Source organism: Providencia sp. PROV080 (genome assembly GCF_033688105.1).
Taxonomy (GTDB): domain Bacteria; phylum Pseudomonadota; class Gammaproteobacteria; order Enterobacterales; family Enterobacteriaceae; genus Providencia; species Providencia zhejiangensis.
The window spans coordinates 2,199,011-2,223,390 of the sequence record NZ_CP096346.1 but is presented as its reverse complement, the minus strand read 5'-3'; the positions used below and the strand labels follow the sequence as shown (position 1 = coordinate 2,223,390).

At 41.0% G+C, this 24,380-nt stretch carries 23 protein-coding genes and 1 tRNA gene; 12 read left to right on the top strand and 12 right to left on the bottom strand.

Annotated elements, in window-relative coordinates:
- The first annotated feature begins 77 nt into the window (after positions 1–77).
- The 3 genes from M1F03_RS09750 (at position 78) to M1F03_RS09740 (ending at position 1,828) form a co-directional block, all read left to right on the top strand.
- Positions 78–557 (top strand): YchJ family protein, encoded by a 480-nt coding sequence (locus M1F03_RS09750; RefSeq protein ID WP_154623828.1) that lies wholly within the window; start codon positions 78–80, stop codon positions 555–557.
- A 199-nt stretch (positions 558–756) separates the two neighbouring features.
- Positions 757–1,605: a formyltetrahydrofolate deformylase gene (gene purU / locus M1F03_RS09745; RefSeq protein WP_154623829.1), complete on the top strand. Its 849-nt coding sequence runs from the start codon at positions 757–759 to the stop codon at positions 1,603–1,605.
- 138 nt (positions 1,606–1,743) lie between these two features.
- Positions 1,744–1,828, top strand: a tRNA-Tyr gene (locus M1F03_RS09740).
- Position 1,829: 1 nt separating this feature from the next.
- On the opposite strand, the gene M1F03_RS09735 is transcribed toward M1F03_RS09740, so the two are convergent.
- Positions 1,830–2,705 carry a LysR family transcriptional regulator gene (locus tag M1F03_RS09735; RefSeq protein ID WP_318840136.1) on the bottom strand — a complete coding sequence of 292 codons (876 nt, stop codon included), beginning with the start codon at positions 2,703–2,705 and terminating at the stop codon, positions 1,830–1,832.
- A gap of 460 nt (positions 2,706–3,165) precedes the next feature.
- Here M1F03_RS09735 and xthA point away from each other — a divergent pair, with 460 nt between their 5' ends.
- Positions 3,166–3,981 carry an exodeoxyribonuclease III gene (gene xthA, locus M1F03_RS09730; RefSeq protein ID WP_318839916.1) on the top strand — a complete coding sequence of 272 codons (816 nt, stop codon included), beginning with the start codon at positions 3,166–3,168 and terminating at the stop codon, positions 3,979–3,981.
- Positions 3,982–4,061: 80 nt separating this feature from the next.
- Here the strand turns inward: xthA and M1F03_RS09725 are convergent, their stop codons facing one another.
- From M1F03_RS09725 to M1F03_RS09715, 3 genes are read right to left on the bottom strand one after another with little or no spacing between them, the layout of a single operon-like run.
- Positions 4,062–5,993, bottom strand: a complete 1,932-nt coding sequence (locus tag M1F03_RS09725; RefSeq protein ID WP_154621942.1) for a DNA topoisomerase III — start codon at positions 5,991–5,993, stop codon at positions 4,062–4,064.
- A 4-nt stretch (positions 5,994–5,997) separates the two neighbouring features.
- Positions 5,998–7,038: a selenide, water dikinase SelD gene (gene selD / locus M1F03_RS09720; RefSeq protein WP_163861526.1), complete on the bottom strand. Its 1,041-nt coding sequence runs from the start codon at positions 7,036–7,038 to the stop codon at positions 5,998–6,000.
- A gap of 14 nt (positions 7,039–7,052) precedes the next feature.
- Positions 7,053–7,604, bottom strand: coding sequence for an NAD(P)H nitroreductase (locus M1F03_RS09715; protein WP_154621944.1), 552 nt, complete (start codon positions 7,602–7,604; stop codon positions 7,053–7,055).
- 324 nt (positions 7,605–7,928) lie between these two features.
- On the opposite strand from M1F03_RS09715, the gene sppA reads away from it, so the two are divergent.
- From sppA to pncA, 3 genes are all read left to right on the top strand, one after another.
- Positions 7,929–9,785, top strand: coding sequence for a signal peptide peptidase SppA (sppA, locus tag M1F03_RS09710; RefSeq protein ID WP_154621945.1), 1,857 nt, complete (start codon positions 7,929–7,931; stop codon positions 9,783–9,785).
- 195 nt (positions 9,786–9,980) lie between these two features.
- Complete coding sequence (ansA, locus tag M1F03_RS09705; RefSeq protein ID WP_154621946.1) at positions 9,981–11,000, top strand: asparaginase; 1,020 nt, start codon at positions 9,981–9,983, stop codon at positions 10,998–11,000.
- Positions 10,987–11,643, top strand: coding sequence for a bifunctional nicotinamidase/pyrazinamidase (gene pncA / locus M1F03_RS09700; RefSeq protein ID WP_154621947.1), 657 nt, complete (start codon positions 10,987–10,989; stop codon positions 11,641–11,643). The genes ansA and pncA overlap by 14 nt, the downstream gene beginning before the upstream one ends.
- Before the next feature lie 708 nt (positions 11,644–12,351).
- Here the strand turns inward: pncA and M1F03_RS09695 are convergent.
- Positions 12,352–12,654 (bottom strand): YeaC family protein, encoded by a 303-nt coding sequence (locus tag M1F03_RS09695; RefSeq protein WP_163861518.1) that lies wholly within the window; start codon positions 12,652–12,654, stop codon positions 12,352–12,354.
- A gap of 118 nt (positions 12,655–12,772) precedes the next feature.
- A complete protein-coding gene (msrB, locus tag M1F03_RS09690; protein ID WP_154621948.1) occupies positions 12,773–13,186 on the bottom strand; it encodes a peptide-methionine (R)-S-oxide reductase MsrB in 414 nt (137 codons plus the stop codon).
- A 355-nt stretch (positions 13,187–13,541) separates the two neighbouring features.
- Here msrB and gapA point away from each other — a divergent pair, with 355 nt between their 5' ends.
- On the top strand, positions 13,542–14,537 hold the full coding sequence (gapA, locus tag M1F03_RS09685; RefSeq protein WP_004920333.1) for a glyceraldehyde-3-phosphate dehydrogenase: 996 nt from the start codon (positions 13,542–13,544) through the stop codon (positions 14,535–14,537).
- 171 nt (positions 14,538–14,708) lie between these two features.
- On the top strand, positions 14,709–15,590 hold the full coding sequence (locus M1F03_RS09680; RefSeq protein ID WP_154621949.1) for a D-hexose-6-phosphate mutarotase: 882 nt from the start codon (positions 14,709–14,711) through the stop codon (positions 15,588–15,590).
- 235 nt (positions 15,591–15,825) lie between these two features.
- Here the strand turns inward: M1F03_RS09680 and M1F03_RS09675 are convergent, their stop codons facing one another.
- Together M1F03_RS09675 and M1F03_RS09670 are read right to left on the bottom strand one after the other, a co-directional pair.
- Positions 15,826–16,092 (bottom strand): hypothetical protein, encoded by a 267-nt coding sequence (locus M1F03_RS09675; protein WP_251464097.1) that lies wholly within the window; start codon positions 16,090–16,092, stop codon positions 15,826–15,828.
- Positions 16,089–16,598, bottom strand: a complete 510-nt coding sequence (locus M1F03_RS09670; protein WP_251464096.1) for a hypothetical protein — start codon at positions 16,596–16,598, stop codon at positions 16,089–16,091. Before M1F03_RS09670 ends, M1F03_RS09675 begins: the two co-directional genes overlap by 4 nt.
- Before the next feature lie 31 nt (positions 16,599–16,629).
- On the opposite strand from M1F03_RS09670, the gene M1F03_RS09665 reads away from it, so the two are divergent.
- Positions 16,630–16,929, top strand: coding sequence for a hypothetical protein (locus tag M1F03_RS09665; protein ID WP_251464095.1), 300 nt, complete (start codon positions 16,630–16,632; stop codon positions 16,927–16,929).
- A gap of 127 nt (positions 16,930–17,056) precedes the next feature.
- On the opposite strand, the gene M1F03_RS09660 is transcribed toward M1F03_RS09665, so the two are convergent.
- From M1F03_RS09660 to fadR, 4 genes are all read right to left on the bottom strand, one after another.
- Positions 17,057–17,809 carry a MipA/OmpV family protein gene (locus tag M1F03_RS09660; RefSeq protein ID WP_251464094.1) on the bottom strand — a complete coding sequence of 251 codons (753 nt, stop codon included), beginning with the start codon at positions 17,807–17,809 and terminating at the stop codon, positions 17,057–17,059.
- Positions 17,810–17,947: 138 nt separating this feature from the next.
- Positions 17,948–19,018 carry an alanine racemase gene (alr, locus tag M1F03_RS09655; protein ID WP_251464093.1) on the bottom strand — a complete coding sequence of 357 codons (1,071 nt, stop codon included), beginning with the start codon at positions 19,016–19,018 and terminating at the stop codon, positions 17,948–17,950.
- Between the two features lie 48 nt (positions 19,019–19,066).
- On the bottom strand, positions 19,067–20,368 hold the full coding sequence (locus M1F03_RS09650; protein ID WP_244316419.1) for a D-amino acid dehydrogenase: 1,302 nt from the start codon (positions 20,366–20,368) through the stop codon (positions 19,067–19,069).
- A 512-nt stretch (positions 20,369–20,880) separates the two neighbouring features.
- Complete coding sequence (fadR, locus tag M1F03_RS09645) at positions 20,881–21,597, bottom strand: fatty acid metabolism transcriptional regulator FadR (RefSeq protein WP_154621783.1); 717 nt, start codon at positions 21,595–21,597, stop codon at positions 20,881–20,883.
- Positions 21,598–21,819: 222 nt separating this feature from the next.
- Between fadR and nhaB the strand changes: the two genes are divergently transcribed.
- Together nhaB and dsbB are read left to right on the top strand one after the other, a co-directional pair.
- Positions 21,820–23,367 carry a sodium/proton antiporter NhaB gene (gene nhaB, locus M1F03_RS09640; protein ID WP_154623641.1) on the top strand — a complete coding sequence of 516 codons (1,548 nt, stop codon included), beginning with the start codon at positions 21,820–21,822 and terminating at the stop codon, positions 23,365–23,367.
- A 232-nt stretch (positions 23,368–23,599) separates the two neighbouring features.
- A complete protein-coding gene (gene dsbB / locus M1F03_RS09635) occupies positions 23,600–24,121 on the top strand; it encodes a disulfide bond formation protein DsbB (protein ID WP_154623640.1) in 522 nt (173 codons plus the stop codon).
- Positions 24,122–24,380: the final 259 nt, after the last annotated feature.

Sequence of the window (24,380 nt, the reverse complement as noted above, 5' to 3'; positions counted from 1 at the left end):
ATGACAAAATCATTGTACTATCACTTTTAAAGTATAGTTATTTTTATTACCTATACTTATTTTTATAGAGTAAAAAGATGGAACAATCCTTAAACCAGTGCTGTTTTTGTGGCAATACCGCACCTTTTGACCAATGTTGCCAACCTTATCTCGAAAATAAAGCGACGCCTGAAACCCCAGAACAACTGATGCGATCCCGCTATAGTGCGTATGTGACACACAATGCGGATTATCTCATCGCAACTTGGCATCCTGATTGTCAGGCTGAACAGTGGCGAGAAGAACTCCAACAAAGTTTCTCACAAACGAAATGGATCTCTCTTCGTGTTATTAGTTCTTCTTATGCTAAAAATAGCGATGAAGGATATGTCGAATTTTCAACTTGCTTTATTGATGAAAAAGCTGATCATAAACAGCTTATTCATGAACGTTCCCGTTTTCTTCGCATAGATAAACGTTGGTATTACATAGATGGTGTGACACCTAAGACGGGTCGAAATGACCTATGCCCATGTGGTTCCGGCAAAAAATTTAAAAAATGCTGTAACAATAATTAGTGGTTATGTTTTACCCATCGTAACGGAAATGCAGAATGTATCGCTTGCTGAATTGTTTGCTTTATCATTCACGCGGCTAACTGGTTCACAGAGAGAGTATTGATCTTTGTGCACCAGAGCGTTATGAACCTAGTCATAAGTCGCCGCAAAGAAAGAATGATAGCCAATTCGCTTTGTAAGTTAAGGATCAGACACCTCCATGCAACAAAAAAATGTACAAAAAAAAGTCCTTCGCACTATATGTCCTGACGCAAAAGGATTGATCGCTAAAATCACCAATATTTGTTACAAGCACCAACTCAACATAGTCCAAAATAATGAATTTGTTGATCATCGTACTGGTCGGTTCTTTATGAGAACGGAGCTTGAAGGGATTTTTAATGATGAAACCCTTCTCGCTGACCTAGATGATGCATTACCAGTAGGTTCAAAACGTGAATTAAATTCATCGGGTCGTCGTCGCATCGTGATTATGGTTACGAAAGAAGCTCATTGCTTAGGTGACCTATTAATGAAAAGCGCATACGATGGCTTAGACGTTGAAATTGCAGCTGTTATCGGTAATCACGACACACTAAAAAACCTTGTTGAGCAATTTGGTATTCCTTTCCATCATATTAGCCATGAAGGTTTAACCCGAGAGCAGCATGATGAGAAAATGATTGCGCAAATCGACCAATACCAACCTGATTATGTTGTTTTAGCCAAATATATGCGTGTATTGACTCCCGCATTTGTCCAGCACTACCCGAATCAAATCATTAATATTCATCATTCATTTTTACCCGCCTTCATTGGTGCCCGTCCATATCATCAAGCATATGAACGGGGCGTTAAAATCATTGGAGCAACCGCCCACTTTGTTAATGATAATCTTGATGAAGGCCCTATTATCACGCAAAACGTCATTAATGTAGACCATACCTTCACTGCTGACGATATGATGCGAGCGGGTAGAGATGTAGAAAAAAACGTGCTTAGCCATGCATTATATTGGGTATTAGCGCAACGCGTTTTTGTTTACGGAAATAGAACTATTATCTTGTAAGACACTTAGCTGCTGTTTAAATATGCATGCAGAGTAAAAAAACAGCACTTAAACAGCTTTTAAAAATTAATGCTTTACAGGGGCGCGTCATTTGATATGATGCCGCCCGCTGTCAACGAATACAGCAATTCAAAATCTGGTGGGATACCCAAGCGGCCAAAGGGAGCAGACTGTAAATCTGCCGTCACAGACTTCGAAGGTTCGAATCCTTCTCCCACCACCATTCAAGCAACTCCCTGACCTAAATCATCAATAGTATCCATAAAGCGATTTAACACACTCGAATGTGATTTAGACTTATAAATATAGCAAATACACTCATCTATAATGGAATTCAAGGGAATATATTGCAGTAAGTTGTCCGCGATTTCATGCTCAGGATAACAATCAATAATAGCAATAAAATCACCCACTTGTAGAAAACTTTGACAACTACTGATGTTATCCATTTGCCGAACACTTGCTTTGTTACCCTCAAGCTCCACCTTTTCGAGTAATTCCCCCATTAAATTACTCTTATAGAATGCAGGGTCACATAACCAAGTACAATTTTTTAATAGTGCCATAATATTATGTTGATGCTTTTGATATAGCTCACTTCGACAAAAAATTCCTAATGATGCATTTTCTATTTTTCGTTGTAAGGAAAAACGCTCACTCACGACTGGCTGTGAACTTAAAATTAGTGTATTTCCATCATAATCGACTATTTCATCAACCTCCTCATAATTAAATCTTAATATATTAATTTGGACATTATTTTTATTAGCGGCTTGATAAAGATTAATAAGAAAGTTTTCTTTCCCCCAGTCATAATAAATATTTGCTTCATTGACAATATAGCCCGTGAAATGTTTTTTGGTTATTTCTTTCTCCTGCAAGTAAAGATCGCGCAAGTCATTATATAATTCTTGTCCATCTTTAGTTAAAGTCATACCAAATTTTTCTCTCTTAAATAACCGCTTACCCAAGCTGGTTTCGAAATCTTTAATCGACTTGGCGATAGGTGGCGTCGTTCGGTTCATCACTCTAGCAGCCTTACTTAATGAGCCATTTTCAACAACTGCCATAAATGCCTCTAATTTTCTTGAAAAGAACATATCTATGACCCCATTCTGTTTATTAAACATGCAGAATCCAACATTATTAATCATTAAAAACAATATGTTGAATAGCCCATCACTTGACATTTCAGATGAAAACTTTAATTTAACTTTTCATTGAATGAGTAACAATATTTCATAAAAGTATTTTTATATTTTCCAACAATGCAAAGCAATATATTATACTGTTTCATTTCATTATTTTTTATGGCTCGACTATTAAATCACATTAAATATAAATCACCAATTGGAAATCAATGAACATATTTTTCATTAATTGTACAATTAATAATGTTACTTAAAATTTGAAATGTAATGTTATTATTATAATTAAGGTAAAAAATATTTATTCCCCATAATTAAAGTCCTGTTTAAATAGTTCTTTAATAGTTACAGTTAACTCCGCATCTGATAGAATCCCCCTGTACAGACAATATCTAACAGGTGATAAAAGACCATGAAATTTATCTCGTTCAACATAAATGGCCTCCGTGCTCGCCCACATCAATTGGCGGCTATTATTGATAAGCATCAGCCTGAAGTGATCGGGCTACAGGAAACCAAAGTTCATGATGACATGTTTCCTTATGATGAGGTCAGCAAGCTAGGCTATCATGTATTTTATCACGGCCAAAAAGCCCACTATGGCGTAGCGCTATTGACCAAAAATGAACCTGTCGCTGTGCGTAAAGGGTTCCCTACTGACGACGACGATGCACAACGCAGAATTATTATGGCGGATATTGAGACCAATAATGGTCTGCTAACTGTCGTGAATAGTTACTTTCCCCAGGGTGAAAGTCGCGACCATCCAACAAAATTTCCTGCCAAAGAAAAATTCTATCAGGACTTACAAGACTATATTACATCAACTCAGACACCTGAGTCACAACTGTTAATCATGGGTGATATGAATATTAGCCCAACCGATCTCGATATTGGTATCGGTGACGCAAACCGTAAGCGTTGGTTAAAAACAGGGAAATGTTCTTTCTTACCAGAAGAGCGGGAATGGATGGAAAGATTACTCAATTGGGGCTTAGTCGATACCTATCGTGCCATGCACCCTGAAACCAATGATTGCTATTCATGGTTTGACTACCGTTCAAAAGGATTTGATGATAATCGAGGATTACGTATAGACCTACTATTAGCCTCAACGGCTCTTTCTCGCCGCTGTTTAGCGACAGGGATTGATTATGAAATCAGAGGAATGGAAAAACCATCAGATCACGCCCCCGTTTGGGCTGAATTCGATTTAACGAAAGACTAACCTTTCCCCATTCAATAAGGGAGTGACTCTCATTCCCTTATTGATCATGATAAAAACAAGAATGATTCTTGGATTGTTAACTACTCTTGTACACTCTTTTTCATTTTTTTAGCCGATTTAGTGGCTTTTTTAGTGCCTTTGGCATGCGTTACCGGTGGTAATTCACGAAACGCACGTAAATTAGTCAACTGGCGAGCCTGAGAGATCAGCTGTGTCAAGGTGGCGCTTAACGGATTCATAAAATCATCATATCGCGTTTGCTTTTCACTGATTTGCGTCAAAATAGATTCCCAATGTGCGGTCATATCCGGTAATGTCGCCATATCAGGCAATACATGAATGAGCGCTCGGCCTGCGGGGGTGGAGTGAATATAACGACCTTTTTTAAATAGGAACTGACGTTTAAATAATAAATCAATGATCCCTGCACGTGTCGCTTCAGTGCCTAACCCATCCGTTTCGCGCAATACTTTTTTTAAGGCTTTATCTTGAACAAAGCGCGCTATCCCAGTCATTGCTGATAATAAAGTTGCATCAGTAAAAGGTCTTGGTGGCTGAGTTTGCTTTTCAACAACCTCTCCTTTTTCACACAATAACTCATCCCCTTTAGCCACAACAGGTAATGGACTACCATCATTTTCAGAGTCTCGCTCTTTATTCCCAAGAACCACTCGCCAACCTGCTTCCGCTAAAAAACGTGCCTTAGCAATAAATTTACCCTTTTCAATATCAAGCTCAATGGTACATTTGCGATAAACGGCATCTGACATAAATTGAATGATATATTGACGCGCCACTAACTGATAAATATTAGCTTCATTTTCAGTTAATTTAACCGCCGTTGCTTTAGCTGTCGGAATAATCGCATGATGAGCATCAACTTTTTTGTCATCCCAACAACGATTTTTTTTATCCAGTTCAGGCAGTTCGAACTGGGTTAATTCTGGTTGATGAACTGAAATCGCATTCAATACCGAATGACGTCCAGCAAAGTGCTCATCAGGCAGATAACGGCTATCTGAACGTGGATAAGTGATGAGTTTGTGGGTTTCATACAGACGTTGGCAAATGTCCAACACCTCTTGTGCGCTTAATCCAAATTTTTTAGCCGCTTCAATCTGTAATGCAGATAGTGAAAAAGGTAACGGAGCCGTTTCAGATTCACGCTTGTCTTGATATTGGGTGACAAAAGCCGGTTTTCCGGTAATTCGCGAGACAACATGTTCAGCGAGAGGACGATGAAATAGACGCCCTTCCTCATCCTGATAATCAATGCAAGATTCACTTGGTTGCCAAATGGCCACAAAACGTTCATCTTGAGGCGTCACTATATGCGCTTTGACCTCAAAATAATCTTTCGGTACAAAATTTTCGATGTCTTCATCACGACGAACAACCAGACCTAGTACTGGTGTTTGCACTCTTCCCACCGACAACACACCTTGATAACCGCCTCGTTGCCCCAACAGCGTGTACGCTCGAGTCATGTTAATTCCATATAACCAATCTGCTCGTGCCCGTGCTAGTGCGGAAACACATAATGGGATAAATTCGCGATTTTCTCGTAGCCGGTCGATGGCTCTTTCTACTGCTTGTGGGTTAAGGTCATTAATCAAACAACGTTTGACTTGCTTCCTTTTATCGGCCGGAAGTTTTAAGAAATCTAAAACTTCATCCACCAACAATTGCCCTTCTCTATCAGGGTCTCCTGCATGCACGACCTCAGTCGCTTGTTTGAGCAAAGTATCAATTGTCTTTAATTGTTTGGTTACTGCGGAACGCGGTTTGAGTTGCCATTTTTCAGGAATGATCGGCAAGTCTTGCAAATTCCAGCGTGCATATCGAGGTTCATACGCGTCGGGTTCTGCTTGTTCCAATAGATGCCCGATACACCACGTGACTATTTGATCATTACCACACTGGATAAAACCATCACCTCGTTTGTGAGGCTTAGGAAGTACATCCGCAATTGCCCGCGCAAGGCTAGGCTTTTCCGCAATAAACAAACGCATTAAGTTAATCTTTCACTTCAATTAAAGGAACATTTTCCCGCTGGGGTAATAATTTACCAATAGACTGTAACAAAACACCTTGCTGCTGTGCAATGTCTTTAATTTTAGCGACCTCAGAAGGCTCTACGGCGATGAGTAATCCACCAGATGTTTGCGGATCACAGAGTAACTTGCGCTGAGCTTCCGTCATTGGCCCAATGAGATGCCCATAACTGTCAAAGTTCCGTTGGGTTCCACCGGGAACACAACCCGCATCGATATATTGCTCAACATTCGCCAATTTGGGTACTTGGCTAAAGTAAATTTCTGCACGGACTTTCGAACCTTCGCAAATTTCACTCAAATGACCAAGTAGGCCGAATCCCGTCACATCGGTCATGGCCGTCACACCCGTTAATGGCGCAATAATTGCCCCTAACTTATTTATCTGACACATAGTTTCAGTGGCTAAGTTTTGGTGCTCTGACGCCAATACCCCTTTTTTCTCTGCGGTCGTTAACACACCGATACCTAACGGTTTAGTCAGGAATAGTTCACACCCTGCGGTAGCCGCACTATTTTTCTTCACATATTCCGTATTCACTACGCCAGTCACTGCAAGACCAAAAATAGGTTCAGGTGCATCAATCGAATGCCCACCAGCAAGAGAGATCCCCGCCTCAGCACACGCTGCTCGCCCCCCCTCGATGACTTCTTTTGCCACTTCCGGGGGTAATTTTGCGATTGGCCACCCTAAAATCGCAATCGCCATGATGGGTTTGCCCCCCATGGCAAAAATATCACTAATTGCATTCGTGGCGGCTATCCGACCGAACTCAAAAGGTGAATCGACAATCGGCATAAAAAAATCAGTCGTACTAATAATACCGATGCCATTTCCTAAGTCATACACCGCCGCATCATCTTTCGTTTCATTACCGACTAATAAATTAGGGTCGTGAAATTTAGCTTGTTCGGTATGAAGAATTTGCTCCAATATTTTTGGGGCGATTTTACAACCACAGCCTGCGCCATGGCTGTACTGAGTTAATCTGATTTTTTCCACTGAACTTGGCCTTATCAAAAGTGAGAAACAAAATCTTGCATATCAGGAAATTGAACTTTTGCAGGTGCCTTCAGCTCAGGTGTGCCTAAATATAAGAAACCAACAATATGGTCATTCGGCGTGCAACCTAAACCTTCACGAACAATAGCATCTTCCGTCCAAGATCCTGAACGCCAGATCCCTCCAAAACCTTGTGCTACTGCGGCCATTTGCATGGCTTGTACAGTACACCCTGCGGCGACAATTTGTTCCCATTCAGGCACTTTAGGGTGCTTTTGTGTCTTCGCAATAACGGTAATAATCAATGGCGCTCTAAAGGGAGCATTACGCGCTTTTTCTTCAACTTCTGCGCCTAAATTGCCTTCTTTTGCCGCTTTTTCCAGTAATTGACTAAAACGATTTAACCCTTCACCTTGCATAACAACAAAGTGCCAAGGACGTAAAGCACCATGATCCGGCGCTCGCATGCCTGCGGCCAAAATATTTTGTAACTCATCACCTTGTGGTGCTGGCGTTGTTAGCCGTGAAGCTGAACGGCGGTTCAATAAAAGGGTTAAAGCATCCATATTCATCTCCGATTCAGAGTAAACTGATATAATAGTCATTCAAACAAGCAATCATAATCATGCTATTTAATGATTAAATAACCGATTTAAGGTTATTCTACTGTGTCTACAAAGCTTTTTGGCAGTCTTATTCGCTTGAGAGAGACTACAGTATTATATTGATTAATAAATTGAATTATATCATTTGTGTGTGTTGAAAAATATAATCACGATATTGTACAACGCGCTAGAAAACATTGTTATGAATAAAAATATCATTCATTAGCAGACAACTGTTTTTATTTCATTAAGATAACAAGTGCAAATTCGTGTGTCGGAGAAATTATGCGTCAAATATGGGAAATCATCGCCACTGTATTTAAGTTTAGTTGGCGAATACTAAATTTTATTCGAGAGCTGGTTTTCAATACCATTTTTCTTGTATTGTGTTTTTTAGTCATTGGTTCGATAGCGCTATATCAATCCGATTCTAAACCTGACCAAAACTATTTTGGTGCACTGTATGTTGATTTACAGGGCGTAGTTGTTGATCAAGTCTCAACACCTGACCCTTTTGGTCGTATGAGCCGTGAACTCTTGGGGACTCCCAATAGCCGAATGCAAGAAAACTCGCTATTTGATATTGTCGATACGATCCGCAGTGCCGCCACCGATGACCGTATTACCGGTATGGTACTCCGCTTAGACAATCTTGTTGGAGCCGACCAACCTTCGCTCAATTTTATTGGTAAAGCCATTACCGAGTTTAAAGACTCTGGTAAACCTATTTATGCAGTTGGTGATAGCTTTAGTCAATCTCAATATTACTTAGCCAGTTATGCTGACCACATTTTCCTTGCACCACAGGGAATGGTCGGCATTCAAGGTTTTTCAACCAATACCCTTTATTACAAATCACTGTTAGAAAAGCTCAAAGTCAGTAGCCATATTTTCCGTGTAGGGACGTATAAATCGGCAGTTGAGCCGCTAATGCGTGACAATATGTCACCAGAAGCTCGTGAATCGACTAAGCAGTGGTTAGATGCCTTATGGGGTAACTATCTAGAGACTTTGGCTAAAAACCGTAAAACCACAGCGGAAGGAATTTTTCCAGGTACAGAGGCATTACTCAATAAATTACGTGCTTCTGACGGTGATAACGCGAAATATGCGCTAAACCAAAAACTGGTCGACAAAATCTATACGCGTGAACAAGCTGAAAATGTGCTCAAGAAGCAATTTGGTTGGAATGACCAAGAGAAACATTTTAATTACGTGAGTATCTATGATTATTCAGCAAAAATCACCAGTATCGGCGCTGAAATGCCCGGCAATATTGCGGTGATCGTTGTACAAGGTGCGATCATGGATGGCCCCCAAGCGCCGGGCATTGCCAGTGGAGACCTGATCAGCTCGCAAATTAGAGAAGCTCGCTTAGATAACAACATCAAAGCAATCATCTTACGTGTTAATAGCCCCGGTGGTAGTGTCACAGCCTCTGATCTGATTCGTAATGAATTAGCCTCTGCGCGAGCAGCAGGTAAGCCGGTTATCGTCTCTATGGGCGGTATGGCGGCATCAGGTGGCTATTGGGTCTCAACACCAGCTGACTATATTATTTCTAGCCCAAATACGATAACAGGTTCTATCGGCATCTTTGGTGTGATCAATACATTTGAAAATACACTAGATTCTGTCGGAGTCTATACGGATGGCGTATCAACAACCCCACTGGCTGATATTTCTGCCACTAAAGGCATAAGCCCTGAATTTGCTGATATGATGCAGATTACCATCGAAAATGGTTACAAAACCTTTATTGGTTTAGTGGCGAAAGCACGCCATAAAACACCGGAAGAGATCGACAAAATTGCACAAGGTCGCGTCTGGATCGGCAGTGATGCGAAAAAACTTGGTCTAGTCGACCAATTAGGTGATTTCGATGATGCCGTCACCAAAGCCGCTGAATTAGCCAAGCTTGATTCTGTACAATTGGACTGGATGCAACCTGAGTTGTCATTTATGGATCAGTTAATTCTAGAACTGAGCAACAGCGCACAAGCGATAGTACCCGATGTGTTACAGGTATTCTTACCTCCCGCCGTCGCCACTGATATTCGCCAGCAAGCCCAATTTTTCTTAAAAATGAACGATCCTCAAAATCGTTATGCCTTTTGCCTAAATTGCGCGGATATTCATTAATCTCCCCGATCCCCTTTAGAATATCTAAAGGGGATTAATTGATTTATCTTGTCATTCTCCCTAGCAAAAGCCATTTAAGCAGTAGATAACTGCAATTAAATGCGTCAGAATTATCTCGCTTCCAAATAGAGCCAATGGTAACAAGCGCTTTGTATCTTGTTAGGCAATGTGTTCAGAAATAAATTAGGTAATTAAATGCAGAAGAAATCGATTTATGTTGTGTATACCGGTGGAACCATTGGTATGCGCCACTCTCCCCAAGGTTATATTCCTATTTCAGGGCATCTTCAGGCCCAGCTAGCTAAAATGCCAGAGTTTCATCGTCCTGAAATGCCAGAATTTACAATCAGAGAACATCAACCTTTAATCGACTCTTCTGATATCACACCTGAGGATTGGCAAAATATCGCCGATGATATCAGCGAAAATTATGACAATTATGATGGGTTTGTCATCCTTCATGGCACAGATACCATGGCTTATACCGCTTCTGCGCTATCCTTTATGTTAGAGAACTTACGCAAGCCCGTTATTGTGACAGGGTCACAAATTCCCTTGGAGGCATTGCGTTCTGATGGCCAAACTAACCTACTGAATGCATTGTATCTTGCCGCTAATTATCCCATTAATGAGGTTGGATTGTTCTTTAACAACAAGCTGTATCGGGGCAATCGTACTGTCAAATCTCATGCGGATGGCTTCGATGCATTTACCTCTCCTAACTGTCCTCCTTTGATGGAGGCGGGTATTCATATTCGCACATTCAACACATGTCCAGCTCCCATCGGTATAGGTCCGTTGATTACCCATAGGATAACCCCTCAACCTATTGGCGTTGTCATGATCTATCCAGGGTTATCGATTGAAATTGTACGTAATATTCTCCAGCAACCCGTGAAAGCACTCATTCTGCGTTCTTATGGTATTGGTAATGCTCCCCAACAACCTGAATTACTGAAAATCCTCCATGATGCAACAAACCGCGGCATTATCGTGGTAAATCTGACGCAATGTATTTCTGGTCGCGTCAATATGGAGGGGTATGCAACAGGCCACGCTCTTGCCGAAGCTGGGGTGATTAGTGGATTTGATATGACATTTGAGGCCGCTTTAAGTAAATTACATTACTTACTCAGTCAAGAATATACACCGGCACATGTTCGGGAATTAATGCAAAATAATCTTAGAGGTGAACTCAGCTATGCCGATGAATAATCCCCATGAGGATTTAATTAAATCCGCTTTACTCTTAGTTGATCTACAAAATGATTTCTGCACTGGCGGCGCACTTGCTGTCGCAGACAGTGAAATAGTGATAGAGACAGCGAATAGAGCCATAGAACTATGCCAACAACAAAATATTCCGATTATCGCTAGCCAAGACTGGCATCCTGCCAACCATCTGAGTTTTGCCGTTAATTCAGGAACCCGTGAGGGGGATATTGGCACTCTCAATGGCATTCCTCAAGTCTGGTGGCCAGTGCATTGTGTGCAAGGTGAAACGGGCGCTGACTTTCATCCAAAGCTCAATCGAGAGGCTATCTGTGAAGTCTTCACTAAGGGGGAAAATCCTCAAGTAGATAGCTACAGCGCTTTTTTCGACAATGATCGGATTAGCCAAACACGCTTGCATGCATGGCTACAAGAACAGCAAATTACACAATTATTTATTATGGGTATTGCCACCGATTATTGCGTCAAATTTACCGTACTGGATGCACTCAAACTAGGCTATAACGTCGATGTGCTGATTGATGGTTGCCGTGGTGTAAACTTATCAGCCATGGACAGTGAGCTTGCCTTAGCTGAAATGTCGCAAAAAGGGGCGACTTTACTGACAACCGACTCCTTGCAATAGACATAAAAATACCCGCTGGATCCGATGATGCAGTGGGTAAAACATCACGCTATCATTTCAGATTAACTGCATCCTCTTTTGATCACTAAAGCTATCATGTTGCGAGCCCACTTTGCCCTTGCTGTGACACACTTAAGTTTGCTCACCGTCTGTTTAAACCGCTGCGTTCTTGTTGCTTTAATGGTTGAAACTTAACGAGCAGTTTTAGTCAATATAGTAACCTTCCGTTCTGTTACTGGAACAATAGCTACGGAACGCGAATATGAGTTGCTATGGCTCCCACCAGCTCCTCCTTACCTGTGACTCATCACTATCAAGGCTTGCCGATACGCTCATGAGAATCATTATTTGCCATAAATTATCTTTATTTATTAAGCAAAATTACAGGCGTGTTTATCGAAACAGTGCTTTGATGCTTTTTATGGCACCCCCAATAAATAACCTTAATTATCAATGACTATCATCAATTTAAATAAACAGTGAACAAATTAATTAAAGCCGACTTTGAGGCCGTAAAAATCTTTCTCATGCCAGACTTTATGTTTGAAAAATCGTCGGAAGAAATTATTTGAAAGAAAAGAGTAAATGAGAAGACAATTTCATAATGTGTCTCTTAACCTTTTGTATTAGCAGAGAAGACCGTTTTAGCAATAGCGTATTATCGATATGGCTTGCCTCTTATTGAGATAAAGAGGCAAGCAGATGAAACTAGTCTTTGTTTTGTGGTTTCAATGTCGCCAGCATCTCGCCTTGAAACATTGATTTGAGCTCCTGCTTACTTTTCATGGTAATTTGCCCATCCGTACCAATCGTCATATGTTCAGGGTCATGATTGTGACGCGATTGCCATAACATCACCATTTGTAAGCTATGTTCTTTTTGTTCTGCGGTTAAAGCGACACCATCAGGCCATTTTCCTAATTCAACAGCGGTCACTAAACGCTGATAAATCTCAGGGGTCATCACTGATAACAGTTGCTCTAATTGTTCTGGCTCTAACTCTATACTCACTTCACGACTCCTTCAAAGAGACTCAGCAAATCATCTATCGATATTTCATGATCTATTTCAATTTAGCTGAATCGATAATGCTTTATTTTGTTTTTTAGCTTCAGCTTGCTTCAGCACCCTATCCACGAGTCTTTTCGCCGGTTTGCTCATCGATAAAGCTTAATGATGCTGAATTAATGCAGTAACGCTGCCCAGTAGGTTGCGGTCCATCAGGAAAGACATGTCCTAAGTGAGCATCACAGTTTTGGCAGCGAACTTCGATTCGATGCATGCCATGAGAGAAATCTTCGATGTATTTAATCGCATCTTCATTCACTGGCTGATAAAAACTAGGCCATCCACATCCGGCATCAAATTTGGTCTCTGATAGAAAAAGTGGTGTACCACAACACAGACATTCATACACCCCATCTTTACGATTATGCAATAAAACCCCAGTAAAAGGACGCTCTGTTCCTGCTTGTTGAGTCACATATTGCTGAATATCATTTAGCTCCGAAATATCAATCGGTTGCTTACTTTTATCTGTCATATCAAACCCAAATATTGAAATCACTTAGTGGTATTAAGCTAATAATACCCCCATTTGACGCAACAAAAAATTAACAACAAGTTTTATAAAGATATTCTAAACTAATTAACACGCTGCTTTGTGTTTTGATTTGTGACGGGTTTCACATATATCACTGATAGCAGGTTTCATTATCCCGCACAATCCCGATAATACGTGCGGATGTATTTGCCTCTAAAGTGGCTGACAAGTAAGCAATTAGTGCGAGTAGTTTTGATTTTTTTCAATAATTGACACGATTCCGCTTGACGGCTGGCAAGGTTTTGGTAACTTTAACTACAACTTAATTCACGAATAAATAGCTGGTGGAAATACTATGACTATCAAAGTAGGTATTAATGGTTTTGGTCGTATTGGCCGTATCGTTTTCCGTGCTGCACAAGAGCGTTCTGATATCGAAATCGTTGCTATCAACGACCTGCTCGATGCAGACTATATGGCTTACATGCTGAAATATGACTCTACTCACGGTCGTTTCAACGGTACTGTTGAAGTTAAAGATGGTCACCTAGTTGTAAATGGCAAAAAAATTCGCGTTACCGCAGAGAAAGATCCTGCAAACCTGAAGTGGAACGAAGTCGGTGTTGACGTCGTTGCTGAAGCAACGGGTATCTTCTTAACAGATGAAACCGCACGTAAGCACATCCAAGCAGGCGCGAAAAAAGTTGTTCTGACAGGTCCTTCAAAAGACGACACGCCAATGTTTGTTATGGGTGTTAACCATAAGAGCTATGCAGGTCAAGAAATCGTTTCTAACGCTTCTTGTACAACTAACTGCTTGGCCCCTCTGGCTAAAGTTATCAACGACAAATTCGGTATCATCGAAGGTCTGATGACAACTGTTCACGCAACTACAGCAACGCAAAAAACTGTTGATGGCCCTTCTCACAAAGACTGGCGTGGTGGTCGTGGTGCTTCTCAAAACATCATCCCATCTTCAACAGGTGCAGCTAAAGCAGTAGGTAAAGTTATTCCTGAACTGAATGGCAAGCTGACCGGTATGTCTTTCCGTGTTCCGACGCCTAACGTTTCCGTTGTTGACTTAACTGTTCGTATGGAAAAGCCAGCGACTTACGCTCAAATCTGTGATGCTATCAAAGAAGCTGCTGCGGGCGAGCTGAAAGGCGTTCTGGGTTATACTGAAGATGACGTTGTATCAACAGATTTCAACGGCGAAAAACTGACTTCAGTATTCGATGCTAAAGCAGGTATCGCACTGAATGATAACTTTGTAAAACTGGTTTCTTGGTATGACAACGAAACTGGCTATTCAAACAAAGTTCTTGACCTGATTGCTCATATTTCTAAATAAGAGTCATTCATGTTTTAAGGTTAATTTGAGCCGCCTTTTGGCGGCTCTTTTGTTTTATTTACCGCCAATTTTGTCGGGAGTCCCCCACTTACGTCTCAGGGAGAATGACGGTTTTCCTGAGTTCTGCTAACCTATTTGTATTCACTGTTCCATATATACAGGCAAATAATTATGCATGATACACTCTTTGCTTTACCCGTTATTAAGCAACTTTCAGCCTACATTAGCCAACGTCAGTTGGGTGAACTGCCCTTAATTATTATTTCTCACCCTAAAGTACGTGGTGCTGTTAGCATTCAAGGTGCTCAACTAATTGATTGGCAACCTCATGGTCAAAAACCGTGTATCTGGCTCAGCAGTGAAAGTGCATTCAAAGCAGGCACCGCTATTCGCGGTGGTATTCCTATTTGTTGGCCTTGGTTTGGTCCTGCTGGCAGCCCTAGCCATGGTTTTGCACGGATTTTACCGTGGCAGTTTACTGCACATAATGAACACGAAGATGGTGTGATCCTCACCTTTACCCTCACCGATAACGACTATACCCGTAAACTCTGGCCACATGAGTTTACCCTCATATTACGTATGAAACTCGGTGAAACCTGTGAATTAGAGTTAGAAAGCTATGGTGATTTTGACACTACGGCCGCCATGCACACTTACCTCAACGTTGGTGATATCCATAAAACGACGGTCTATGGCCTAGGTGGTCATTATTTTGATAAGGTGAGTGACCGTGAAGTCTATGCAGATAAACCCCTAAAAATAACCGCTCATACTGACAGAATTTATTCTGAGCCAGAAGAGTATAGCTTGGTCAGAGATGATTGCTGGTCACGCACTATTGAAATCCATCATTATCATAATTCTGATGTCGTGTGCTGGAATCCATGGGCTGAATTATCATGCAGCATGCAAGATATGCCAAATAATGGTTATAAACAGATGGTCTGTGTCGAAACAGCACGCATTAATCAGCCAATGAAAAGCGAAAGTCAGCACCCTGCTCGCCTTTCCTTAGTGATGATGACACGAGACAATAAACCGCAAGAGTAATACATAAAATAAAGCCCCAAAAGATGAAGTGACCCACTGAAGTCGGAGAATCTCCATATCAGTGGCAAGGTAATATGTATCGCTACCCCACGGGGAAAGGGCAAGACTCAACATACATGATTTATCAATGGATGGATTGTTGTAGGACTATTTAACTAGTAATTATATTTATTTTGCCCTGTCATTTCTGACAGGGCTTTAACTACTTGTTAAATGCTTCGGGCGGAATAAGGTGTCACTTAAGTGCTTTGTGTATGCCTAATACTATTGCTAAGCAAACAGGTAGAGAGAAAATTGCTACAATAAGGATTGAAGCGCTTGTATCTGTCACTATTTCCAACTCAGCTTTTAGTTGGCTTACTGTTCTTTCACTTTCCCAAGGCTGCTGCGATAGATATTTATCATTAAGGGCCATGCCGAAGCTCATAAATAATAATACAATAGTATTTACCACTACGACACAAAGCGTCAAAAACCATTTTAAGAAACATTTAGCTTTCATTGCCCATTCCTTTTATAAAACCACTCTCCAATGGCACCATTCAACCCTTCGGCAGAGATATCAGTTAAATGCCCCAGCAATGAGGCTGCTGTAGTTGCCGTCTCGTGAAGTAGCATTTTTTTGCTTTTTTCAATTGGCGTAATATTTTCAAAATTAAGATATTGCTCTTTGAATAAATCAGTCACTTCAACTACCACCAATGATGAAAGATCATGCTTCTTCCCTACCATATACTCTTCCAACGTCAATGGGACAACAATAGATTCCTGACCTGAGTCAAAATATTGAATTATTCCCGGTATAGAGTCGGAAAGAGATAGGTTTTTTTTGAAAATTTCAGTCCCACCAGCTTTTAATGCATTTATCGTATGAGTAGTGCAATTTCTAGATGTGACATCATAAACGTCAATAGAGAGACCATATTGCTTTGTGGCATCTCCAACATCTACAGGTAAATTAATTGGCGGGATACCACCACTTAAAAGAACACCGCCAACCTTCTTCATACATATAATCAGGGTCGTTTGTGAGTTGCGCATGGGGGTGTTTTGTGTAGGCTCCAGCGAACGTGTACGGTTACCCCTGTTATTACGTTTGATTTACCCCCTGCTTACGTTATCAGTCACTTTAGCCCTCTCTAAAGTTTGGGCTATTGGTCTTAAAAAAGCTGTCGAGCATTCTGGCACTAAAATTGGAGACACTGTTGTTTTCTGGAAAGACTCCGAAGTGCGCACCAGTAAGGCTCAGGTTCTTGAGCGTAAGGGTAATATGACTGGTTATAGCGACCTTGAAACTGACAAACGTCGTGGTCTCTGGATCATGGAAGTTGTTAGCTGATATTCACTTATCTCTCTTAAATAAGCCCAGATTTTGAAGTGCCCCCCAATAGTTAGACTATCCATTACTGGGGAACACTTCAAGCATATCGCACGTCTGGGGCTTTTTAGGCATTTCTATTCAGCCGTTAGAATGTGTAGGTCACACCACTCCAAACAATTGCAGAAACAGATTTGTTAACCATTGGGCTATCTTTCACCTCATTTGGTAAACGGTCAACACGCCCCATGGCGAATGCACTCCAGTTTTCAGTAAATTTATAGTTACCTGATAGCTCCACATATGGCGTCCAGCTATCACCTGGGTGGTAACGAGCTAAACCACTATTTTGTGACTCTTTTGAGGAGACCCCATATTCATAGCGGTTTTGGTTTTTGCTATCCCATTTGATACCAACACCTGGCACCAAAGACCATTTATCGCCATGGAAACCATACAGATAAGCAACTTCCGCACGTAAACCATTACTGATGCCTAACATATCCCCTGAAGCGATGGTTCTGATCGTTCCCCAATCCGCTCTGTGCTTGTAGGTCAGACCGCCCATGACCGTGTCTCTGCGACGATCCAGTTCACGCATATCGCGATCATCATTGTCTTTTGGTTTAAAAAATTGTGGATAGTAATAAGCGTCAAGGGATAATTGGTCAACTTGATCATTCCACAAATAGTAACCTACCGCTAAGGTATGAAAGTAAAAATTTTCCCCTTCATAATTAACAATGGGAACTGGTGTAACATAATCTTTTGTTTTTATGCCTTTATACGGTGTTGATTGTGCTAAAACCGAACCACCTACAGACCAAGTGCCTGCTACCGCAGCGGAAGATAAGAAACCTAGTGCAACAGCAAGTGATGTTAATTTAATTGTTTTAGACATATAAAACCTGAAATATTAGATAATTGAACAATAGTGTGCATCATACCTTGATGCACACCTTAGCCAAAATGCTAGTAGAGATGATCACATTTTTAGCTAAATTTATAGCTATGTCTAATAATAGTTTATGCAATTATTCTAATTTTCATATTTCACTGGCACCCTTTTAGCCAATGCGCACATCAATTCATAGCCAATAGTGCCTGCTGCCTGTGCAACATCATCAATGGGTAAATTTTTCCCCCACAGTTCCACTCGATCACCAATCTTGGCCTCAGGACAGTCACTAATATCGATAGTCAACATATCCATCGAAATAGCCCCTAATATTGGGCAACGCATTCCATTTAACCAAGTGGGTGTGCCTGTTGGCGCATGACGAGGATAACCATCCGCGTAACCACATGCGACTGTCGCAATTTTCATTGGATGAGTCGCCGTAAACTTACTGCCATAACCAATTGATTCACCCTTAGCGATATCATGCGTTGCAATAATTTGTGATTGCAACGTCATCGTTGCGCGCAGATCCTTATCAGCAATATCTTGCCAACAACCACTTGGTGATGCGCCGTACAGAATGACGCCAGAACGTACCCAGTCATAATGCGTATCTGGATGCCATAACGTGGCACCTGAATTAGCAATACACACAGGTAGACTCTCATCAATAAACGACTTAATGATTTGGTGTGGTTTGTCTGTTCCTGTCAACGTATCTGAGTTAGCAAAGTGAGTCATCAATGTCACCGAAGCCACATTATTGATTGCAGAGAGTCGGTGCAGTACCGCTGCATACTCTTCAGGTCTAAAACCAAGGCGATTCATACCACTATTCAATTTGACATATACGGGTATTGCAGAGTTAACCGTTGCATTTTCTAGCGCATCTAATTGCCAATGGCTATGCAGTGCCGTTGTCAACTGATATTGGTCTATCAGCTGTAGATCGTCAGGTTGGAAAAACCCCTCTAACAATAAAATTGGGCCTTGCCAACCCTGCTCACGTAACAAAATAGCCTCATCCAAATCTAAAATGGCAAAACCATCTGATGCGGCTAACGCATGCCAGACTCGTTGAATACTGTGCCCATAGGCATCTGCCTTCATGACTGACCATATTTTCGCTTGTCCAACATGCTGACGCACAATGGATAAGTTATGGGTAAAATTTTGCAGGTGAATGACTGCACTAATTGGGCGAGGCATCGTGTTTCCTTCTTTTTATGCTATCCGAATGTATTTCCAGCCAATTGCTCAACGCGCAGGCGATAAATCACCGTTTGGAATTAATTTGGTATTAAATCCATCTATATATCTGAATACGGATAAATCGTCCGATGCAATATCGGGTTTATTGCCAGAAATCAAATCAGCCAATAGCTTGCCCGAGCCACATGCCATCGTCCAGCCTAATGTCCCGTGCCCAGTATTTAAATATAAATTGCTATAAGCCGTCGGACCAACAATCGGCGTACCATCTGGTGTCATTGGTCTTAATCCAGTCCAAAATGTGGCTTGAGAAATATCCCCACCGCCCTGATAAAGATCTTGCACCACCATCTTTAAGGTTTCACAGCGTTTTTTTAATACATTCAAATTGAATCCAACAACCTCAGCCATACCACCGACACGGATACGATCATCAAAGCGTGTCACGGCTATTTTGTATGTTTCATCCAATACCGTTGATGTTGGTGCACGTTGAATGTCAATGATAGGCATAGTCAAAGAGTAGCCTTTCAAAGGATAAACTGGGATTTTTACTAAATTATGTAATAACGATGTTGAATACGAGCCCATTGCCACGATATAACGATCGGCCTGCAATATTTCGCCTTCACAACGTATGCCACTGACTTTATTTCCCTCAGTCAGAATTTGTTCAATGTGACAACCAAATCGAAATTTCACGCCTAAATCTTGAGCCATTTTGGCGAGTTTTTTGGTAAATTGCTGGCAGTCACCCGTTTCATCGTTCGGTAAACGCAATCCACCTGTCAATTTATGTTTCACATAGTCTAGGGCTGGTTCGGCTTTCACTAACTCATTTGCCGTTAATAACTCGTATGGCACCCCTTCTTGCTGTAAAACAGCAATATCATTTGCTGCATTATCAAACTGTTTTTCAGTCCTAAATAGCTGCAATGTACCGCCTTCACGTCCTTCATAAGTAATGCCTGTATCAGCACGTAATTGACGAATGCAGTCACGGCTATACTCAGCAATTCTGACCATACGGCTTTTATTCATTGCATAATGCTGAATATCGCAATTTTTTAACATTTGCCACATCCAACGTAATTGAAACAATGTTCCATCTGGCCGAATTGCGAGAGGGGCGTGTTTTTCAAACATCCATTTCACTGCTTTAAGGGGAATACCGGGCGCTCCCCATGGAGTGGCATAACCAGGGGAAATTTGCCCTGCATTACCTGCACTCGTTTCTTCGGCGACATCCATTTGTCTATCTAGCACAGTCACTTCATGCCCTTCTCGTGCTAAATACCAAGCTGTCGTAACACCGATGACACCTGCACCTAATACTAAAACTTTCATTATTCCCCCTGCCATGTAGCATGAAATATTTTTAGTTAGAATAATATTCTATAATTTATTTTCCAATATGGTTGATTAACATTTTTAACAATTCAGATAATTAATTCAAATTTCATTACAAATACTTTACACTTTGGTTTTAAATTCTATTGGCGAAATTTTGCAAAATTAAATATAAGCAATAAAAACAATAAAATATGTATTTTCCGCGGTCTGGACAGTTGCTCACTCGTGGTTTAATTTAGAGTTTTACACTGTCTTGTTGGGATTTTATTTTGGAAGGACAACTTTTAATATATTTTAATTTACCACAGCATGACAGATTATTACTCTAATCATATTACTTAGTGTGAATAATACCTTTGTTATTGCGCAGTTTTTAGAATTGACGAAAATTTAGTGACTTAGGACACAAAATAAAAAAGCCAGTCGGTTAAATAAACCAAACTGGCCTTAGTGATGACAAACAGATGTTAGATTAAAGAAGGCAATTGAGGTGCGCTCCGTTAAAATTATCGGCTATTGGCGAGATCATTAGGCATATTGCCTTGCATACTGTGCCAAATCATCCCACTCTCTTTACCATAATTCCTAACACATTCCATGATACGTTCATACGCTTGCTCGCGGCATAAATTGGCTAGCTGCTGATAAAAATTAAGCGCAAGACGTCTCGCTTCTGGATTCGAGAAATAATAACGCCCAACGCGGGTATAAAGCCCTTTCAACCCATTGATAATTAAACCATAAATAGGGTTTCCAGACGCAAACGCCAATCCTCGGAAAATATTGTAGTCCAAGGCGCTAAAGGCATCTGAGTTGTCTTCGACTTTTTCACGTTCAGACAAGACTTCCAGAGACTTTTCAGGATTTTGACGAAATGCAGTGCGGATAAAAATAGCCGCAATATTCGTTCTTACCGCCAATAAATTATCGATAAGCTGCGGCACACGGTCATGATCGAGTCGAGCCAAGGTTTCTAAAATATTTAGACCCGATGTCTCCCAGTAATTGTTTACTTTTGTTGGCTTACCATGCTGAATAGTCAACCAACCATCACGAGCTAAACGCTGTAACACTTCTCGGAGCGTTGTACGAGTCACACCAATCAGCTCCGATAGTTCACGTTCTGCAGGCAAAATCGACCCTGGTGGAAAGCGATTATTCCAGATACTTTCAATAATATACTCTTCCGCAAAACCTGCAGGACTTTGAGCTTTTATGACCATATTTTTATTATTCCAAACATTTTCAGACGGATTATTGTAGAAATCATACCAGATTGTCGTAAATTGAGATAGTTAGACCACACATAAACAATGAAACCAATCATAAGACCCTCATATAATTAATATATTATCTATTACTGATTAGACTTAATTTATGTGAAAGATAAGAGTAGTATGTGAATTTACTGTACAATACACCCAGTAAGAGGAAAACTGCACATAATGGATTTTAGTTTAAAAAGAGCTTTTTTGAAAAATTTTCTAGGGAACTCACCTGATTGGTATAAGCTCGCAATAATAATATTTCTGGTTATCAATCCACTGGTATTTTATTTCGTTAACCCGTTCATCGCCGGGTGGCTACTCGTCATCGAGTTTATCTTCACCTTGGCAATGGCACTCAAATGTTATCCGCTACAGCCTGGGGGCCTTCTGGCTATCGAAGCGGTCCTTATTGGCATGACAACGCCTAAACAGATCTCTCATGAGATCAGTAACAATTTGGAAGTCATACTGCTGCTGATCTTTATGGTCGCTGGTATCTATTTTATGAAGCAGCTATTGCTGTTTGTCTTCACCAAACTGTTACTGAATGTGCGCTCTAAACGCACATTGTCCTTGGCCTTTTGCTTAGCTAGCGCATTCTTATCTGCTTTTTTAGATGCGCTGACGGTGATTGCGGTTGTCATTAGTGTTTCGGTTGGCTTTTACTCTATTTATCATCAATATGCATCTAGTCAGCATAGTCATACTGATATACAAAACGATAGCTTCATTGATACCGCAGAGAAAAAGCAAACCCTTGAACAATTTAGGGCTTTCTTACGCAGCCTAATGATGCATGCCGGTATCGGTACTGCTTTAGGTGGCGTGATGACGATGGTTGGGGAGCCACAAAACCTTATCATCGCTAAACATGCAGATTGGGATTTCGTGACCTTCTTCTTACGAATGGCACCGGTTACCCTACCAGTCTTTGCCTGTGGACTCATGGTTTGCTTTTTAGTCGAAAAATTTAAATTATTTGGCTATGGTGCTGAGTTACCGGAGCCGGTTCGCCAAGTGCTGACTAATAATGACAAAAAGAATAGCGCTAAACGCACCCAAAAAGAAAAAGCGCAGCTCATAGTCCAAGGTTTGATTGGTATTTGGCTGATCGTCGCCCTTGCTTTCCACCTCGCGGAGGTCGGGCTTATAGGCTTATCTGTCATCGTTTTGGCAACTGCATTTTGTGGTATTACAGAAGAGCACGCGTTAGGTAAAGCTTTTGAGGAAGCATTACCCTTTACTGCCTTACTGACAGTCTTTTTCTCTATTGTTGCTGTCATCATTGACCAACAACTGTTTACCCCCTTTATTCAGTTTGTTTTACAGTCATCTGAATCATCGCAACTATCACTGTTTTATCTGTTCAATGGTTTACTTTCTGCTGTTTCAGATAACGTGTTCGTCGGTACGGTATACATTACGGAAGCATTAAAAGCCGCCAATGAAGGCTTAATCTCCCATCATCAATACGAGTTATTGGCCGTCGCTATCAATACAGGTACTAACCTCCCTTCTGTTGCGACACCGAATGGGCAAGCAGCTTTTCTGTTTCTACTCACTTCGGCACTATCGCCACTGATCCGTCTTTCCTATGGGCGCATGGTATGGATGGCCTTACCTTACACCATTGTAATGACAGTCGTTGGTTTATTAGGCGTCGAGTTTTGGCTGATACCAATGACACATTGGCTAGAAAGCTTAGGCTGGATTAGCCTACCTTAGTTTCGTCATCACCGAAACGCATAAAGGCCACGCAGATGACACATTATGGGTGGCCTTTATCATTCTTCTCATTGATATCCCGTCACCATTGCTCTGAAATACCTGCTAGAGTGGTTTGATTTGTAATATTAGGTAAATCCTTATCTAAAATCACATAAATAGTCTCTAACATCTTTTTTTGTTGTGTCGATAGGGGCAAAATGTGCGCATCATTAATTTAGGGAAGTAAAGTATGTTCAGATTCTTTAACTACTGCTCGCAAGGACGAGGCGCTTGGCTGTTAATGGCCTTTATTGCGTTTATGTTGGAATGCGCAGCGCTCTATTTTCAACACATTATGAAGCTACAACCCTGTGTTATGTGTATCTATGAGCGCGTTGCATTGTTTGGGATTATGATTGCGGGCTTAGTCGGGGCTATTGCGCCACGTAATGTGATTTTACGTTGGGTCGCTATCATTATTTGGATTTACGCGGCATGGCGTGGCTTAGAGCTTGCATGGGAACACACTATGCTACAACTCTATCCATCCCCGTTCGCATCATGTGACTTTTTTGTCAATTTCCCTGAATGGTTACCATTGAATGAATGGGCGCCAGCTATTTTCGAAGCAACTGGTGACTGTGCTGTTAAACAGTGGGATTTCTTAGGGCTAGATATGCCACAATGGCTAATTGGTGTTTATGGCGCTTACCTGCTAGTTGCTATTATCGTCACAATCAGCCAATTTTTCCCTTCACACAAAAAAGCATAATATCGAAACCATCATCAATTAAGGATATTGATTATTTTACGGTTAAGGCTCCCGATAAACACTATCGGGGGTCATTTTATCTCCTGACAAGCTACGTTTTTGAATCGCTTCTTCACTTTTTTATCTGTATCGCCAACGTTTGAATAAACATCGGCCCCAGTTTAAAACCCAAAAGTATGATGGAAATCTGTTGAATACTGGGTTTGATATCAGGCGGGTTATGCAACATAAAAAGAAGCCAATATTTATTGAAACTGCA